Genomic DNA, 17,808 nt, shown 5'->3' on the forward strand with positions numbered 1-17,808 from the left:
AGTCCACAGTTGATGTTTATTTTCTGCGAAAATCTTTGATTAAATATCTTACCTATTGAAAATATAGCCTTTATTTTAGATATTTTTTCAAGCTGTAATTATATTTAATTCCTTTGAAAACTGTTATATTATCCCCGCACATTTCTAAAATTCTTCTAGCAATTGCTTGATCTAAATCAATAAGCATTTGTGGGGTACACTCGCTTGATACTAGAATCGGTAATTTGTTTAAATATCTATAATTGATAATTGGATATATATGTTTAATGTCTGAGCTATTGAGTTCTGCAATTAGCTTATTGTTTTTCACTTTACTTTTAAACAAATCGTCTAATATCAGCAGCTCTGCTCTGCAATATTTTGATTGAATTTTTATATAATTTTCATCATCCATGGCATTAGCTTTTAAATCTCTAATCACTTCTTCATAAGGCATGTAAACCACTTTAATGAATTTTTCTTGCCTATTTAGTAAAGCAGCTCCTATAGCTATTACTAAGTGGCTTTTTCCTGACCCTGGCTGACCAAATAAGCCAAAACTATTTTCTTTTCCTTTCTTTATCCCATCAAAGTTTTGTATATATTTAATGGCTTTATTTTTAACTTCATAGGTTACATCATCGAAGGGCTTATAATCATTAATTTTTGCAACCTCTTCTGCTTTAACTCCAAATCTACTCCAAGCATTCTCAATAATTCTTTTTTCATAACATCCACACCTGCTACAAACATTGTTTTGATCTATAATCCAAGTAGTATCCATACACTCTGTACATTTATATTTATCCTCCGAACATTGAGAAATCGTACAAGTTGCTTGCATCCTTTTTATGGTGGCTTGTAGGTCCATTTTTTTCTTTCCTTCCTTCTGCTCTCCAATTATTTAAAACCCCTTGAACATAGCTGAGGCTTCTTTTATTTCGCATAACTGCTACATCAATAGCCTCCTTAAACCATTCCAGCGTAAACTCTTTAACCATGTCTGTTATTTTATCTAAAGTAATTTGTGATACAGTTCCAAATCTTGCTTTTTCATAATAATTACAAGCTTCAAGAGAAAAATCATTAGACCACATTGAATTATCTTCTTCTTTTCTCTTTTCTCTTTCTTTATCTATATCTTTTTCTACATCTTTATCTATATCTTTTTCTTTATCTATATCTTTTTCTTTATCTATATCTTTTTCTTTATCTATATCTTTTTCTCTCTCTTCTTCTTTTCTTTTCTCTTCTTCTTTATCTATATCTTCTTTCTTCTTTCTTCTCTCTTCTCTCTTCTCTCTAGGAGCGTTATTTAACGTTTCAGTAACGTTACTTGTAACGTTACAACAAGTTTCATCTTTAGCGGGAGCTTCTATTTCATTTTTCTTTTGTCTATGTTTAGCAACTCTTTTCCTTGTTTGCTCCTTGATTTTTTGCATACCTTCAAGATTCTGATATTTACACCAATTGCATAAATGTATTCCTTTTTCATCAACTACAATCATATTTAACCTTTCAAAAGTTTCTAGTGCTAGTTTTACAATATTAGTTTGTTTTCTAAATTTATAAGCTAAAGTATCCTCCGTATAAGGAATTTCTTCGGTAAGATATATGTACCCATCATCATTACATTTACCTGCTAAAACAAGTAATCTAACCCAAATAACAAGTATTGAATCTCCTTCCGGTAGACTTTGTATAAAATCAATCTTTTCATCATCAAACAATTCTATAGAAAGTTTAATCCATTTAACAGCGGCCATTTATTTCACCCTCTTTTCGTGAATATAATATTCTTTACTGCATAAGCTAATATTGAGTTATTCTGCAAACTGTGCTATTTTATATCTATATAAAGTTTTTATTGCAAAATCTATAGGAAAAGTGCCTTTAAGTTCCTGTCCTATAGACCTTACTTAAGCTCCCTCTGCAAAGGGAGTTTTTTATTTACACCCACAAAATATAGTATTAATCATTGCTCTCCACCTCAAAGGGGGTACCCTCATAGGTGAACTGTTCTGTTTCACCATCATTAATTTCTTTAATTTCTTTAATTTCTTTAATTTCATTAATTTCATTTTCTATAGGATCTACATCCACATATTTAAAGTCACTTACCTTCTCTTCCTTGGCTTCAGATTTATAATCTTCATGTAAGGCTGTTGCCATTTCAACACTCTTTGGAGCATACTTTAATACATCAAACAGAACTGTTTTTTTCGCCATACTATCAAAATTCTTAAACCATATTGATTTTTTATTTACTTGGCCGTTGTATAAATAGTTCTTTGAAAACTCTTTTGCATGTTTTTCAACTCTTTCCTTGGACCAAACAACAAAATCATTTCCCCCATTTTTAAGTTTATATACTGCATAATAGTGGGTCACTTCCTCACTTGGTATATCTGTAGGCTTATGAATCAACCTTTTATTAAGACCATATTCATACTCAAATTCATCACCCTTTCTAACTTCATGAGCATATATAGCTTCATACTCTTTAGTGTTGAAAGCCATCTTCAAAATACCTTTATACCCTACTTGAAAGTTAACCTCTGTGATTCCTTGCTTATTATTTTTATAAGCTATTAAATAAGCCTCTCCAAGTACTGTATTTGGTTCTAATCCACATTGAGCACTTTGCATTAATGCACTTAAAAAAGTAGTTGTATCTGCCTCCCAAAAGGCAGGATTCCCATTATATAAACTCAAGGCTATTCTTGAAAATCTCTCCGGTGTCATAGTACTTGCCACTGCCTTTTTAATCTCAGGCATCATTTTACTAAGTACATTTTGCATTTTCTTTTGAGGTGTTATTTGAACATTTTGCTCCTGATTTTTTATTAAACCGCCATTTACACTTGCCATTTTTCTTCCTCCTTATTTGCACTTTGTAATTTTCATGGAGACATATTCTGTAGTCCCATTATTAATTGCTGCATATGTAACTGGGTATTTTTCTTTTAAAAGTTTATTATCTATTTTATCTTTCTTAATTTCATACCTAGTCACCTTAAATAGCCCATCAGAACCCTTTTTACTATTTCCTAGGTCTAAATATATTAATTGTTTTATTCGCTCTTTATCCTTCTCCAAAGCCTTAATTTCATTATCTATTTCTTTAAACCTTTCTAATTTGCTATCACTAATATTAGCTTCTACATCATTATCAAGAGATTGACTATACAGAATTTCTTTAGTTTCACATTGAAGTCCAATTGGTGCAGGAGGAATTTTTTTAAGTATATTTTCATTCCAAAAAGTTTTACCTATTTCAAACAATGCTTTTATATCCTCTTCATTTCTTGGAACCACTTTCCACTTAACTTCTTTGCCTAATAAATAAACTATTAAAAAATAATTAAGTCCTGTAATCCCCATATACCACTGACATTGGCAATAATATTCATCTGGAATTTCATCCCCTGCCCACATTTTCTTTAAAAACTCACTTGCTGTTTTGATTTCTAAACCTAAAAGTTCATCTTTAGGGATAACTCTTACCTCTCCTGTATCTAGGTTTTCATAATACTTGTAATCCTCTGATAGTTTTCCTAAACCATCAATATTTGCTGAAAAGAATTCATCCTTCTTATGAACCATCATGTAGGGATACTCAAAGCTATTTAATTTAATCTTTGTAGCTTTTTCAAAATCTTCTTGAATCCATTCTCTTATCATTGGCTCCATTCTATTACCAAAAACGGTATGAATATTACCTTTAAACTTTTCTGAAAGTCCTAATTTCTCATTAAAAACTGTAAAAGCTGAACCATATTTACTATAGCCTGCAATCTTAGCAATTTCAGAACCCCCAACACTATTGCATCTACTTTTCAACCATTCAGATCTAGCTTCATCATCCTTTCTGCAGTCAAAAACCACTCTTGCACTTTTAAAAAGTTCCTTATCTTCTATAAATTTAACCATCTTTTTCTCCTATCCTATTTTTTCTATTTCAAATTCATCCGCCATTGTGCTTGTTACAAAGTATTGATATTCATCATTAGTCATTTCCTTTAATAATTTAGCTTGAACTGCTGGATTTAAACTTTCAAATTTATCTAAACAAATTACTTTCAATTCCCCTGCTTGAGCTTTTGCAATCCTCATAGCAAGTTCTAACTTTTCTCCATCAGAAAGTCCATCTATCAATGTATTGTTTATTCTTATAAAACCATTGCTATCTACACTAATTCCATCAATAGGCATCTTAGCTGTTTGCAGTAATTCCCCTGGTAAAATTCTAGCTTTATCTATTCTCTTTGTTTGAATTGCTGCATATCTCTCTTTACTTGCTAATTTGTTATCTCGAATATCAAGCAACATATCCCATTGTCTTAAGTAGCTTTGCATTTCTGCCACTTTATCAGCTTCATCTTGAAGTGGTTCTATATCAATAGCATTGTTATTTTTTATGTATTCTATGGCTTTACCAACTCTAATTTCTTCTTTTTCTTTTTCAGTTAATATTTTTTCATTTACTGCTTTAATCTCCTGTTCTTCGGTAGCTACTAAGGAAATCAATTCTTGCTCTTTAGTGGCAATTTTCTTTTCTTGTAATGCTATATTGTCTTTCTCACCTTCCTTAATAAGTTCACTTGATTTTTTCAACCTCTCCTTATTCTCTAGTAATGTGTCATTCAGGCCTTTCAATTTTTCATCATGAGAAACTTTAGCCTTTTCAACTTTTGAAAGATATTCTTCTTCAAGATTCTTTAGTGTTTGTGTTAAATCTTCCCTTAACTTATGTTCTTCTTGAAGAAAATTATTTATTGCCTCCTTTAATTGAAAATCTAAATTCTTATCAGCATTTTCTAAAGCATTTTTACTTTTTTCTATCCTGGCTTTTGAAAGTTCTATAATATCCTTTATATCTGACCTTTGCTCATTGATGTTTAGCTTAATCCTATTTTTATCACTTTCAACATTAGCCTTTATTGCTGCAATTTTATTATCAAAATTTTCTTGAAGAGCTTTAGCTTCTTCTATCCAATGATTAATCTTTTGAGCTTCTGAGACCTTGTTATAATATTCTTGAACTTTTTTATCTCTCCATAGCTCTCCATCATACTCAGCTGGTAGTTCATCCAAGATAACCTTTATTTGAGTTTTAAGTTCTTTTATTTGCCTGTTCACTTCTTCCCTATCTTTGTAATATTGGTCCTCTATAGCTTTAAGTATCACTAAAATATGGTTACTATAGTCTATATTGCTTGGAAGTTCACCAAACCAATTAATGATATTTTCATTAGTCCAATCTATTTTCAACATACCAAGAATACTTTTAGTTTGCTGTTTTATATTCATATTCACCCAATCCAAAGGTCTGAATATATCACCATTTATAAGATTTCTCAGAAATTTTTCAGTAGAAGGAACTGCTTCATCATCTTTTCTAACCTTTAAATAATCAGCTTTTTCTGACCTAATTTTTCTATCCACTTCCAAGCCATCATCCAACTTAACATACAAAGTTGCTTCCTCCTCCCCATGTCTTATAACCTCAGTACGTCTATTTTTATTAGTGAAAGCTTTTTCAATAGCTTCAAGTATGCTACTTTTCCCACTCCCTTTAGGTCCTTTAAAAATATTGATTTTGCTACAATCCAATCCTATTTCTTCTATTCCTAAGTAATTTTCAATGCTCAATTTTTTAATCATACTCATACTCTATTTCCTCCTGATTTTTAGTAAACTAACTTTTCTTTTTTCTTGGTACTATTCTCAATTTTTTTTCATATACATATATTGAGAAAGTATTTGTATTTGACAGAAAAAAGGTTTTTTATAAAAGGCTTTCAGCCTGTTATCTGTTGTGATTTATGAATTTTTATTTCTTCACTTTTTTCCTTTTTTAACTCTTCTTCAATCCAATATTTGGTCATAAGCTTAGTAAATGTTTCACTTGCATGTTCTAATCTCTCAGGATTTACTATTCTCACCCCAATCTCCTGTTGTCTTCTTGCCATTTCAAAACCCCCAAAATACTACTTGTTATATATGTATGAAGTGACTGTCTATTTAGTTACTCTTTAAAGCCCTCCGCTTACTTAGTACAAGCTACTTCCTTATATGATGTTTCATTTAGGTTATATAAATTTTTCGCAAGTTCTTTAACATCACTTTCATAAAGTTTGCAAGCTATCTCATAGAGCTCTGGTATTTTATTCATAACCTTATCTATATAATCAATTTTGCTTTTCAACTTGGGCTTATGATTTTTATTATATTTAGTTACCCTATCTTCAAGATTAATATGATATTTCATTGAAAACTGTTTATATAACTCTCTCCATCTTAGTTGGAAGTTAGCTCCTTTATATCTAACAACTCTGTTTAATACCTGTCGTTTTTCTGCTAATGATATTTCATCAACAAGCCCAATGATTATCCCCTCTTTATGCTCAATTTCTTTACCTTGTTTATTTATAGTGCTATTCTGAATTCCAATAATTTCATTTTGCTTTCTTACCATAGAAAGAGTATTTTTAAATACAAGTTTTGTGTTTTCATCCGTATAAGGTAAATAAGTTTCGATAAACAACTCCTCATTATTCACATAGCCACCTGTTTTTCTTATAGATGGTAGTACTTCATCGAATATCCAACTTTCAAATTTTTCAGCATCTGGTAATTTTGATTTTATTACTAGTCTATAAATATCACCTTCAGGTATGATTTTCATAATTTGCATTCCACCATTTGAAGGTAGCGACGTTTCAACGCCCCCTTTACAATGCCTGGAAACAGCATCTTTGGGACTTGAATATCCGAGTGAACTAGCTATATCATTAGCAACTGCATAATCTTTGTTATTGTATTTAACCCATCTAACAGAACCAAACTCCTCATTATTAAAAATCTTCAAATCCTTATTCATTTCCTTTTCCTCCTCTCCTTTACTCGAGACATATCATACGTAAACTTAATTTAAACATGTTCAAAATCTTAGGCATTAATAAGTTTTGGACTTGTTTAAATTTATAATTGGAGTTGGTATGTCTATGATTTAAAATCTTTGGTTATGGATAAACTAGTTATGTTAGTTGTCTAAATGACGTCTTTTCGATCAAAAAAAATCTCTTCAATGGATACATTATATTTTTGTGCTAGCTTATACGCTTCATTTAAAGTAAAAGCTCTTTCTCCATTTTCTTTTCTATTATAAGTTGAGATATCAATAGCTAAAAATTTTGCATTATCTATTTGTTTTTCGTCATGCATAGCACGTAAAGATTTCAATTTTCTGTTTGTCATTTTTGAATTACCTCCTTTTTAGACGTCACTTTGTAGATTTATTACCCTTATTGTATACGTCATTATGACGTTTGTCAATAATTATTTTACTTATTCGCACAAAAAATATTCATATTGACGTTTTCATTTTATTTAATCGTCATATTGTTTATAATATTAAATAGGTAGGTGAGTATATGAGTAATTTTGGTACACGACTTAAAGAACTAAGAATTGAAAAGAATTTACAGCAAAAAGAACTTGCTGCAATTATAAATGTTCATAAAGGTACTGTTTCTAATTGGGAAAACAACAAAAGATTTCCTGATAAAGACATGCTTTTTAAAATAGCAAATTTTTTTGATGTTACCATTGATTACCTCTTATGTAATAGTGATAAGAGTAATACTAAAATAGATACTTTATCTGCTGGTGCTAGTAAAGTAACAACGAATAATGGCTTAACTAAAAAAGATAAAAAAGACATAGAAAAAACATTTCAATCAATTATAGATGAAATAGAAAATCAAGAACTATCACCTGATCCTGATTCTGCTATTACATTTGATGGAGAACCTCTTGATGAAATGGATATGATTCTTTTTAAAAACTCTCTTAAAAATCTTATTGAAGTAGTTAAAGTTAAAAACAAGGAGAAATATACTCCTAAAAAATATAAAAAAAATAAGTAATATAAGGATTTCTCAAATAGGGAAGTTTCCCCCAAGAAAATTTTACAAATAGAATAGTGGCAGATAGTCGTTACTAATCACGGGGGTGTTTTGTTGTACACTAATCAAGCAATAGAAAAACAAGTGAAAGAACTTATAAGCAAATATAAAACTGCTGATCCTTTTGAGTTAGTTAAATATCTAGATATAGTCATTATGGAACAGGAACTAGGCAATATAAATGGATACTATACCTTCATTGACCGCAATAAATGTATTGTACTGAATTCTTCATTAAATGAATATGGTAAAAAAATCTCTTGTTGCCATGAGTTAGGACACGCAATTCTACATCCCAAGCTCAACAAGTTCTATATTGAACGATGCACTAAATTCGTAAAAGATAGATATGAGACTGAAGCTGATACTTTTGCTGCACACTTATTACTGAATTATTTAAAAAAATATGATTGTGTAGGAATGACTTTAGCAGAAATAGCAGCAACTCATGAAGTTAATGAAAAACATGTGAAACTCAAGTTCAAAACTGAATTTGAGTAAATTTTATATCACAATCAGAAAATATTAACATTTTATCAATTTGTTGTATTATGTCGAATGTAAGCGAAAATATGAAACGACTATCAGAGCACCTTTTAACACCTTACCTTGAGAATTTATGCAAATTAAACCCTAAAAATCAAATTATATGCTATGCCCTCACTTTGGTGTGGGCATACACATTTTAACATTGTTTTAATACAATTTAATCATTAAAAAAAATAGAGGTGAAAGAGATGAAAGCAGCAATATACTCAAGAAAAAGTAAATTTACTGGTAAAGGAGAATCAATAGAAAATCAAATCGATTTATGTAAAGAATACTGTATCAAAAATAATATAGATGTATATGAAGTCTATGAAGATGAAGGGTTCTCTGGGGGTAATACCCAAAGACCACGTTTTAAAAAAATGCTTAAAGATGCTAAGGATAATAAATTCAATTTCCTTGTATGTTATAGACTGGACCGTATTAGTAGAAATGTAGCTGATTTTTCAACCACACTTGAATCATTACAAGGATATGATATTGATTTTGTATCTATAAGAGAACAGTTTGATACTAGCACTCCAATGGGTAGAGCCATGGTATATATATCTTCGGTCTTTGCTCAACTAGAAAGAGAAACTATAGCTGAAAGAGTAAGAGATAATATGCACCAATTAGCACGTACTGGAAGATGGCTCGGAGGCAGAACCCCTCTCGGTTTTATATCAGAACAAATTAAATATCTGGATGCAAATTTATTAGAAAGAAAACTGTATAAATTAGTTCCTGTACCAGAAGAGTTAAAGCTTGTTGAAACAATTTATAATAAATATCTTGAACTAAAAAGTTTATCCAGGTTAGAATCAGATTTTTTAATAAATGGAATCAGTACTCGCTCTGATAAAAAATATGATATGAGTACCTTAAAAGTTATATTAACAAACCCTGCTTATGTTATTGCAGATGAATTGTTTTATGAGTACTGCATAAAGCATAATATGGATGTAGCTTCTACTAAAGATGAATTTGACGGCAACCATTCTGTGATGGTTTTTAATAAGCATAAACATGCTAACAACAGAGTGAAACTTAATAATACATCAGAATGGATTGTTTCTATAGCTAAACATGAAGGAATAATCCCTTCAAAAGATTGGATTAGAATTCAGGATATTCTAAAATATAATTCATCTAAAACACCTCGTACTGGTACAAGTAAGGTGGCATTATTAACTACTATATTAGTTTGTAGTAAATGTGGTAGTAAAATGCGTATTACTGGAAAATACAAGGAAGGAGAATTGCAACATCATTACTATAAATGTAGACTTAAAGAAAGATCTAAAGGCACTCTTTGCGATATGAAAAATTTAAATGGATATCAAGCCGAAAAAATAGTCTTTGACGAAATGAAAAAACTTGCTTTAAATAAAAGTATAATATCAAAAGGGTTTAATGAAAGTAAAGAAAAACTAAAAAAAGAGTCTAGTAATGCTAGTATGGATATACTATCTTTAGAAAAAAGAATAAAAGAAAAAGAGAAAGGAATTCAAAATTTAACAATTCAACTTTCTCAAAATGCTAGTTCCACTGCAGCAACATACATTATAAAACAAATTGAAACTCTAGACAATGAATTAAAACAATTAAAATTGCAATATGAATCTAAGGAAGAAATCAAACAATCAAATAAAATGGAACAGATGAATTTGGAGCTAAAAGATCAATTAATTAAAGAGTTCGCATTAAACTGTAATAATATGCCTTTTGAAAAACAAAAGGAACTATTAACCTCCATAATAGATAAAATCACGTGGGATGGTGAAAACTTAGATATTAAGCTATTTTAAGTAATTTATGGATTAAATATGTATTAAGTGACTATACGTTGTATATAGATGAAGCTGTTTCCATGTCTAATAAAATTATTATTTTATCAAAACGCCCCGCTTTTATTAAAGAAATTTTAGATATTAATTTTGAAGATGAATTCTCTACTCCACTAAAAAAAAGGCAATCCATTCAATTTAAAAACTATTTTAATATTATATGGGGGGAGTTAGATAAAGTTGATGAACATGAGTAATGAGCATAAATTATTTCTGCAGAAAGTAAAAAATAGAAAAAGAAAGATAACTTTTACACGGTTAATAATTTTATTCTCCTTCTTTTTTTTATGGGAGATAGCTGGCGATTTGAAGTGGATTGATCCTTTTCTCACCTCTACTCCTTCAAGAATGATAAAAAGTTTAATTTTAATTTATAATGAAGGTACTCTTTTTAAACATATTGGAGTTACTTTATATGAAACTATTATTGGTTTTACCTTAGGTACTATTTTAGGTGCTGTTATAGCAATTCTTCTTTGGTGGTCTGATTTTGCATCAAAAGTTCTAGATCCTTATTTGGTGGTACTTAATGCCCTTCCAAAAATAGCTTTATCTCCAATTATAATTTTTTGGGTTGGTAACGGTCTTAAAGCAATTATTTTAATTACTTTATTAATTTCCATAGTTATAACTATAATTAATATTCTCAATGGATTTAATGAAGTGGATGAAGATAAAATAACTTTACTAAAAACTTTTGGTGCAAATAAAAGACAGATTCTTTTAAATTTAATTATCCCCGCCACTATACCTACTATTATTTCCACTTTAAAAATTAATGTAGGATTGTCATGGGTAGGTGTAATAATGGGTGAATTCTTGGTTGCTAAAGATGGACTAGGTTTTCTTATTATATATGGAGGACAAATATCTCAATTAGATATGGTAATGATGAGCATAATTATATTGTCAATTTTAGCTTTTATTATGTATGAAGGAATTTCTTTGTTAGAAAGAAAAATAATTGTGAAATTCAGATAATTTTATTTTTTTAAAATTAATATAAATCAAGTATATAATCGCCATAATATGTCTATTATTTAAATAGATATATTTAAATATATCTTTTTTAACAGATATTTTTATGGTGGTGATTTATATGGAAAGTTTTGAAAAAGGCAATATTTTATATCATAAAAGAAATTACATTGAAGCTTTAGAAAAATATAAAGAAGCTTTGCTTACAAATGAAAATAATTCAACCATTCTTTATAATATTGGAGTTTGCTTTTTGAAATTAGAAAGATATTTTGATTCTATAGAATTTTTTAAGAAAGCCATATCTAATAGTTATAACAGTAAATATTTTTATAATATAGGCTATTGTTATACGAAGCTAAATAATCATAAAAAAGCTCTTGTTTACTTCAATACTTCATGGGCTATAGATAATTCTGATGATGATTGTAAAAATGCTATTAACCTTATTTTGAAAAAATACAAAAAATAGAAAAGCAAGTGTTACCACTCTCCTGCAACACTTGCTTTTCTATGGTCTAAATTAAATACTGGGGAATCAAAGTAGTCTCCACCCATATAAAATGTTGGGTCTACATTTATCCATTTATCAGTTAAAGGATCATAAATTTCATTCCATGCGTGGCTAACCCATTGCCCTCCGCTTTTTCCTTCTCCAGTAATTAATCTAACTTTTATGTCGTTAGCTATGCACATAGAAGCAAACAAACATGCATAATCAAAACATATGCCTTCTCTTGTATAATAGGTGTTTATTGTGCCTGAACTAACATTGAAATCATTACTTAGAATTTTTTTAGCTTTATCGTAATCATATTCTATGCTAGAACCAACCCAGCCATATAAATTTTCTGCTTTATCTGCTAAATTTTCTTCATTTTTTGTAAGTTCCAATGCAAAACTATCTATTTCTTCATTAGATTTTATCCCATCTTCCAAAGTAACTCCATTATAATAAATAATTACTTTATTATCTTTAGTTACATCACTTGAAGTATTTGAAGTTTCACTACTAGTTTCTGTACTAATTTTAAAAGAATTGTTTATAATATTTGGGATTCTCTTAGCCAAATCGCTTTGTGCTAAAGGATAAACAACTGTATTATTAACATAATTATAAACTATAGAATTTTCTACATAAGGAGTATATTTTTCTGAAAAGTTTAAATATAATCCTAAATTTAATGCTACTACGACAATTATTAGAATACTAACTGCCGTTGGAATCTGAAAAATTGCCCCAGCAAATCGCCTTACTGACTGCCTTCTTTTTTTAAGAAAGTTTTGTATTGCATCTAATATGAGATAAATCGTTACAGAGTTTATCAATTTTATTATAAAATCAATTAATGCATAAAAAATAAAAATGATTATTGGCATAATTAATATATAAATTGTTATAGGTCTTTTATCCACAAAAGTTATTACTGCCTGGGGTATTTTGCTATATATTAATTCGTATACTCCCTGCTCTTTATTAATAAATATTTTTTTAGTAATACTAGATCCAATTATTATAGCTGCTATAAAAGCAACATTTCCACAAAAATCCTCAATCTGATGTTTCAAATCCTTGGATGAATAGCTAGTTGCAAACCCTCTTATTAATGGAAATAATATTATAATACACAAAATTATGTCCACAGGATTTTTTAAAGATTGTAAATCTAAACTATTCATAATCATCACCAATTATTTGATTCATCACTTTCTTAATAATTTCCCATTTATACCCTCTTCTTAATAAATATTGAGACAGCTTCGTATAAATTTTTTCTTGATTCTTCTCACTTTTTAATAATATTCTATATTTTTTCTTTCCTATTTCCATTAATTTATTTATTTCCTCTTCTTCTTTTGCTACCCTTAACTCTTCCATATTTTCTTTTGTTTCTTCACTTTTTTCATAATTAAATTCATCCTCATTAATATCCATTTTCACTAATGAATTCATTACTTCTTTAATAATATCAAAAGAAAATCCTTTAGAAGAAAGATAATTAGATACTTTACTATACACAACACGTTCCCCATACTTGCCTTCTAAAGTTTTAAGTTTTTTTTCAGCTATTTTTTTTGCTGTATCTTTTTCATTGTCATCATTCATATTATTTAAATTTTCTTCAATAAATTTTTCATTAATACCTTTTTTTATTAAATCAAATTTTATCTTATTTTTACCATACTTCTTAATTTTGTCTTCCACAAACATTTTTGTAAACTTTTCGTCATTAATAAATTCATAACTTTTAAGAAATTCCAATACCCTTTCAATACTATTATCTGGATATTCATTTTTCTCTAGCTTATCTTTTATTTCTTTTTCAGTTTTATGTGATCTTTCCAATGTCTTCAATGCTGTAGCTTTTGCTTTTATATAATTATCTTCTTCTATTATTTGTTGTAAAGATTCTAAATCTATAACTTTATCTTTTTCTAATTTATATTGATAAACTAATTCTTCATCAACTGCAAAAGAGAATTCACTATTTATATAAACATTTACCCTTTTTTTATTTCTTTTACCATATTCCATTTTTGTAATTTTATTTTTCACAGAATCATTCCTTTATAGATGTAACTACATGTACAGTAGGATTTTCTAAAACTCTCTTTCCAATAGCATTTATATCTTTAATATTGATACTATCCAAATCTCTTTCATAATTTTCGTACTCATTAAGCTTTCTTCCATCAAGAATTAAAGAAGATATATAATCCCCTATTTCTACAGTATCTTCTAATGTTGATGTTAATGAAGTTTTAAAGATTTTTTTCATCAATACAATATCCTCATCAGTAAATGTTATTCTATTACTTTTTATTTCATCAAAACTTTCTTCTATTAGTTTCATAGCTTCTTCCATATTTTCTTCTTTTACAGAAGTAAAAAAGTATAACAGTTTTATATTCTCACTATTATCAATTTCTGAATATATGTCATAAACTAAGCCTTTATCTTCTCTTAATTTTCTAAACAAAATAGAATTTTGGCTTTCTCCTAATTTATAACATAAAATTCTTAATGCCAATTCTTCCTGTAAGTTCAGCTCATGGAATGTAAATAAATAAGCTATATTACTTTGTTCACATTCACTTTTGTAAGTAAATTTTAATCCTGGCTTATTTTTTTCTGCTATTATTGGTACAGCCTTAAATTCGCTATCTATCCACTTGTCAAAGTTTTCTTCAACTTTTTCTAAAACATAATCGTGTTCAAAACTAGATACTATAACAATATAAGCATTAGACGGGATATAGTACTTTTTATAATAATCCACTATCTGCTCTTTTGTAAAATCCTTTATATCTTTTTCAAGTCCTAATATATCATACTTTAAATTACTTTTCTTAAAAGCCATTTCAAAGGTTTTTTTTATGCACAAATATTCTAAATCATCATTTTTAGAATCAATTTCAGATAAAACAACTGATCTTTCTTTATCAATTTCTTCTTGCTCAAATTTAGAATTCATAATCATATCTGAAAGTATTTCAAGGGAATTTTCTAGCTCCGTATTTAATGCACTTATTGTGTATACTGTGCTGTTAAATTCAGTATAAGCATTGTATTCTCCTCCAATAAATTCTAGTTCTTTGTTTAATTCTTCATTGTTTCTTTTTGTAGTACCTTTAAATAACATATGCTCAATAAAATGTGTGATTCCTTTTTCGTTTTTACCTTCAATCAATGAACCTGCTTTTATTCCTAAATTCAATGAAAATAATTCTGTATCCCTCTTGATTGTTACAAGAATCAAACCATTTTTTAACTTTGTTTCTCTTATATCTAAAGTCTTGCTCATAAATTCTCCTTAATACTAAATAATTTTTACCCTCTCATTTTAACACAACAAAAACATAAAAAAAAGAAATTCAAAGATTTAGAATTTCTTTTTTTTATTTTTATTCTTTATTTTTATTTGTATTTTATTCTTTAATTAAATTAGAGTTACTTTTATATATTTGGTAATTTATATTAGGAAATATATTATCAATTTCTTCAATTTTAAGCAGTTTATCCGAATCCACTTCATTATTTAATATTTCAATATAAAGAGTATTAAATATTTCCACGTGGCTCTTAACTCTTTTTATAGCATAATTTACCGTTGTATCATTCTTAATTATAAAAGACCAATCTGAGGCTTCTGCTAACATTAATTCTCTAGCTGCTTGATTTAAAGCTCTTTCTATAAGAGGGTCAGGTTCATTATACATATCAGCAAGAGATATCATTTTTCTTGCACATTTATGAATTTCCCTGTAAATCCAATCATTTGTATGATTAAGCCAAACTGAAAAATCACCATTTTCCCCCCAAGTGGAAGCAGCTGGTGTACAGCATTGTACTATTGGGTGCTTTTCTAGATATTCAGATGGAGTTATCATTTCAAAATTAGTTAATTCTTTATTTAAAGACTTTATAAATTCTTTTATGAAATCAGTGCCTTCAAACCACCAATGTCCAAATAACTCTGTATCGTAAGGACAAGTTATTATTGGTTTTACAGTCATATGATCACTAACTCTATTTATTTGAAATTCTCTACTTTTTATAAAGTGTTCAGCATGTTGCTTAACCATTTCCATTGCTTTATTACGATTATATATATCTTTGTTTTCTGTAGCTCCAGTTATTTTATAATATTTAATTCCTGTGTCTACTCTTATACCATTTTGATTAATATAAGGTGCCACATATGTCATGTCTAATTCATGTCCTATATCTCTATAAAACTCTCTGTAATTTACATCACCTGGATACCCCATGTAATTACTCCAAACTTGATGAGATGCTTCTATGTCCCTTCCAAAAACCGCCACTCCATTTTTTGATGATATAGGAGCATAGGTTCCATAATTTGGTTTAGGAGAAGCATTTAGAACTGCTGTGTTTTCACCGATAAAATACTCTAATCCATATTCTTTTAAAAGAGAATCTAGCTCGTATGTATAAGCACACTCAGGAAGCCAAATCCCTTTTGGTGCGTGCCCCAAACATTCACTATAACTTTCTACTGCTGTAGCAATTTGTGCTTTAACTGTTTCTTTATTTACTAATAGTAGTGGTAATAATCCATGTGTAGCTGAACAAGTAATTATTTCAAGACAACCTACTTTATCAAATTTTTTAAAAGCATTCATTATTCTAAAATCGTACTTTTCATAGGTTTCTAAAAGATTTTTAAACCTTTTGTTATAAAAGTTGGCTACTCTAAATAATTCAGCACTATTTTCAGTTCTAATTAATTCTTTATCTGATAATTCTATTGATTTAGTTAAATATTCAAGATATCTTTTATTTAAATACTCATCTTGGAGCATAGTCATCAATGTAGGAGTTATTGACATTGTGATTTTGAAATTTATTTTTTCTTGTATTAGCTCATCATATGCTATTATTAGTGGTAAATAACATTCATTAATTGCTTCAAATAGCCATCTTTCTTCTAATGCATCCTCATCATCTGGATGACGAGTAAATGGCAAATGACTATGCAAAACAATTGATACATATCCCTTAGTCAATTTAAATGCCCCTTTCTGAAATCAATTACTGAAAATCACATATTAATTTAAGCGATTTTAAGCAATTTCATGCTATTTTAAATTAATTAAGTTACTTTGAAGATGATAATTTTAAAGATTTTTTCATACTTTCAAAGTATTCATCAAAGAACTCTGTGTTACCAATTTCATCCTTATCAATTAATTTCTGTGATTTAGTTTTGTTCTGTTTGTCCATTAACTGATCTAAAGGTTTATTAGAATTATTAAAGTTATTCAATTCTTGATTTTCCATTGATTGTACTGAAGATTTTGAATCAGTAAAAATTTTCTGTTCACTTTCTAAGTCTTCATTTTCTAATCTAGCTAAATCATTACTATCAGTGGAATCTAAAGCTAAACTTATTTCATTATCTTCAACTGAATGAATACTATCTTCATTAGATAAATCTAGATAAGTGACAGATTTCACAGTGGACTGAGCCTCTGGTGGAGTAACTACTTCATTAGATTTTGCTAGTGATACGTACATACCATTTAAGTGTTCTCTTCCTAATTCAAGGAAAATTTTAATATTATCATTTTCTAGCTCTATATACCAATTATCTGCTATTTTATCTAGATAAATCTTTTTGATTTCTTCTATATTTTCATTTTCAACTTGAAATACTTTCAATATTGGTTTTGATTTCTTCCAAAATTCTTCTCCGTAAACCTCATCAAAATTATTTTTTATCTTTTGCGGAATTTCGAAATAACAAAATACTTTTTTTGCTCCTTGAACTAGTAGAGTTATAGAAGCTTTTTCTATTAATTCCATTCCCTCACCTCAACTTTTATATAATAAATAATTATACCTTATAATGTAATTTATGTCACTGTAATTCCTCCTTTATTATGGAATTTTTTTGAAATTAACATGGAATTTATTCCTCTATTATCATTTAATATTTTAATAAAAAAAATAATTGTGGAAAAAATAATCACAG

At 28.5% G+C, this 17,808-nt stretch carries 19 protein-coding genes; 6 read left to right on the forward strand and 13 right to left on the reverse strand.

From position 1 onward, the window contains the following. Positions 1 to 70 precede the first annotated feature (70 nt). The 8 genes from BUB83_RS02320 to BUB83_RS02360 form a co-directional block, all read right to left on the reverse strand. Entirely contained in the window at positions 71 to 850 is a 780-nt protein-coding gene (locus BUB83_RS02320; RefSeq protein ID WP_084133364.1) for a DnaA ATPase domain-containing protein, read from the reverse strand. Further along, on the reverse strand, positions 783 to 1,745 hold the full coding sequence (locus BUB83_RS21195) for a phage replisome organizer N-terminal domain-containing protein (protein ID WP_084133365.1): 963 nt from the start codon (positions 1,743 to 1,745) through the stop codon (positions 783 to 785). The genes BUB83_RS02320 and BUB83_RS21195 overlap by 68 nt, the downstream gene beginning before the upstream one ends. Positions 1,746 to 1,950: 205 nt before the next feature. Then, positions 1,951 to 2,850, reverse strand: coding sequence for a recombinase RecT (locus tag BUB83_RS02340; protein ID WP_073336629.1), 900 nt, complete (start codon positions 2,848 to 2,850; stop codon positions 1,951 to 1,953). 12 nt (positions 2,851 to 2,862) lie between these two features. After that, positions 2,863 to 3,912, reverse strand: coding sequence for a YqaJ viral recombinase family nuclease (locus BUB83_RS02345; protein WP_073336631.1), 1,050 nt, complete (start codon positions 3,910 to 3,912; stop codon positions 2,863 to 2,865). A gap of 9 nt (positions 3,913 to 3,921) precedes the next feature. Next, positions 3,922 to 5,652, reverse strand: a complete 1,731-nt coding sequence (locus BUB83_RS02350; RefSeq protein WP_073336633.1) for an AAA family ATPase — start codon at positions 5,650 to 5,652, stop codon at positions 3,922 to 3,924. Between the two features lie 131 nt (positions 5,653 to 5,783). Further along, positions 5,784 to 5,954, reverse strand: a complete 171-nt coding sequence (locus tag BUB83_RS21810) for a hypothetical protein (RefSeq protein ID WP_159434034.1) — start codon at positions 5,952 to 5,954, stop codon at positions 5,784 to 5,786. Positions 5,955 to 6,031: 77 nt separating this feature from the next. Next, on the reverse strand, positions 6,032 to 6,865 hold the full coding sequence (locus BUB83_RS02355; RefSeq protein WP_073336635.1) for a BRO-N domain-containing protein: 834 nt from the start codon (positions 6,863 to 6,865) through the stop codon (positions 6,032 to 6,034). A 170-nt stretch (positions 6,866 to 7,035) separates the two neighbouring features. Continuing rightward, positions 7,036 to 7,242: a helix-turn-helix transcriptional regulator gene (locus BUB83_RS02360; RefSeq protein WP_073336637.1), complete on the reverse strand. Its 207-nt coding sequence runs from the start codon at positions 7,240 to 7,242 to the stop codon at positions 7,036 to 7,038. Between the two features lie 176 nt (positions 7,243 to 7,418). Between BUB83_RS02360 and BUB83_RS02365 the strand changes: the two genes are divergently transcribed. From BUB83_RS02365 to BUB83_RS02390, 6 genes are all read left to right on the forward strand, one after another. Continuing rightward, positions 7,419 to 7,913, forward strand: a complete 495-nt coding sequence (locus tag BUB83_RS02365) for a helix-turn-helix domain-containing protein (RefSeq protein WP_073336639.1) — start codon at positions 7,419 to 7,421, stop codon at positions 7,911 to 7,913. Positions 7,914 to 8,006: 93 nt separating this feature from the next. Next, positions 8,007 to 8,453 (forward strand): ImmA/IrrE family metallo-endopeptidase, encoded by a 447-nt coding sequence (locus BUB83_RS02370; RefSeq protein WP_073336641.1) that lies wholly within the window; start codon positions 8,007 to 8,009, stop codon positions 8,451 to 8,453. 236 nt (positions 8,454 to 8,689) lie between these two features. Continuing rightward, positions 8,690 to 10,291 carry a recombinase family protein gene (locus tag BUB83_RS02375; protein ID WP_073336643.1) on the forward strand — a complete coding sequence of 534 codons (1,602 nt, stop codon included), beginning with the start codon at positions 8,690 to 8,692 and terminating at the stop codon, positions 10,289 to 10,291. Positions 10,292 to 10,353: 62 nt separating this feature from the next. Then, positions 10,354 to 10,527: a hypothetical protein gene (locus tag BUB83_RS21815; RefSeq protein WP_159434035.1), complete on the forward strand. Its 174-nt coding sequence runs from the start codon at positions 10,354 to 10,356 to the stop codon at positions 10,525 to 10,527. Further along, the gene (locus tag BUB83_RS02385) at positions 10,514 to 11,311 is read left to right on the forward strand and encodes an ABC transporter permease (protein ID WP_073336646.1); all 798 of its coding nucleotides are present in this window, start codon (positions 10,514 to 10,516) and stop codon (positions 11,309 to 11,311) included. The genes BUB83_RS21815 and BUB83_RS02385 overlap by 14 nt, the downstream gene beginning before the upstream one ends. 118 nt (positions 11,312 to 11,429) lie before the next feature. Then, positions 11,430 to 11,780, forward strand: a complete 351-nt coding sequence (locus BUB83_RS02390; protein WP_073336647.1) for a tetratricopeptide repeat protein — start codon at positions 11,430 to 11,432, stop codon at positions 11,778 to 11,780. An 11-nt stretch (positions 11,781 to 11,791) separates the two neighbouring features. Here the strand turns inward: BUB83_RS02390 and BUB83_RS02395 are convergent, their stop codons facing one another. The 5 genes from BUB83_RS02395 to BUB83_RS02415 all read right to left on the reverse strand — a co-directional run bounded on the left by BUB83_RS02395 (position 11,792) and on the right by BUB83_RS02415 (position 17,639). Next, positions 11,792 to 12,988 carry a transglutaminase-like domain-containing protein gene (locus BUB83_RS02395; RefSeq protein WP_159434036.1) on the reverse strand — a complete coding sequence of 399 codons (1,197 nt, stop codon included), beginning with the start codon at positions 12,986 to 12,988 and terminating at the stop codon, positions 11,792 to 11,794. Next, the gene (recX, locus tag BUB83_RS02400) at positions 12,981 to 13,865 is read right to left on the reverse strand and encodes a recombination regulator RecX (RefSeq protein WP_073336649.1); all 885 of its coding nucleotides are present in this window, start codon (positions 13,863 to 13,865) and stop codon (positions 12,981 to 12,983) included. The genes BUB83_RS02395 and recX overlap by 8 nt, the downstream gene beginning before the upstream one ends. Before the next feature lie 4 nt (positions 13,866 to 13,869). After that, positions 13,870 to 15,114 (reverse strand): M16 family metallopeptidase, encoded by a 1,245-nt coding sequence (locus tag BUB83_RS02405; RefSeq protein ID WP_073336650.1) that lies wholly within the window; start codon positions 15,112 to 15,114, stop codon positions 13,870 to 13,872. A 124-nt stretch (positions 15,115 to 15,238) separates the two neighbouring features. Beyond that, positions 15,239 to 16,840, reverse strand: a complete 1,602-nt coding sequence (locus BUB83_RS02410) for a glycoside hydrolase family 57 protein (RefSeq protein ID WP_073336651.1) — start codon at positions 16,838 to 16,840, stop codon at positions 15,239 to 15,241. A 91-nt stretch (positions 16,841 to 16,931) separates the two neighbouring features. Further along, complete coding sequence (locus BUB83_RS02415) at positions 16,932 to 17,639, reverse strand: DUF4912 domain-containing protein (RefSeq protein WP_073336652.1); 708 nt, start codon at positions 17,637 to 17,639, stop codon at positions 16,932 to 16,934. Between the last annotated feature and the right edge of the window lie 169 nt (positions 17,640 to 17,808).

The organism is Clostridium grantii DSM 8605, from assembly GCF_900129965.1.
GTDB classification, from domain to species: Bacteria; Bacillota; Clostridia; order Clostridiales; family Clostridiaceae; genus Clostridium_AF; species Clostridium_AF grantii.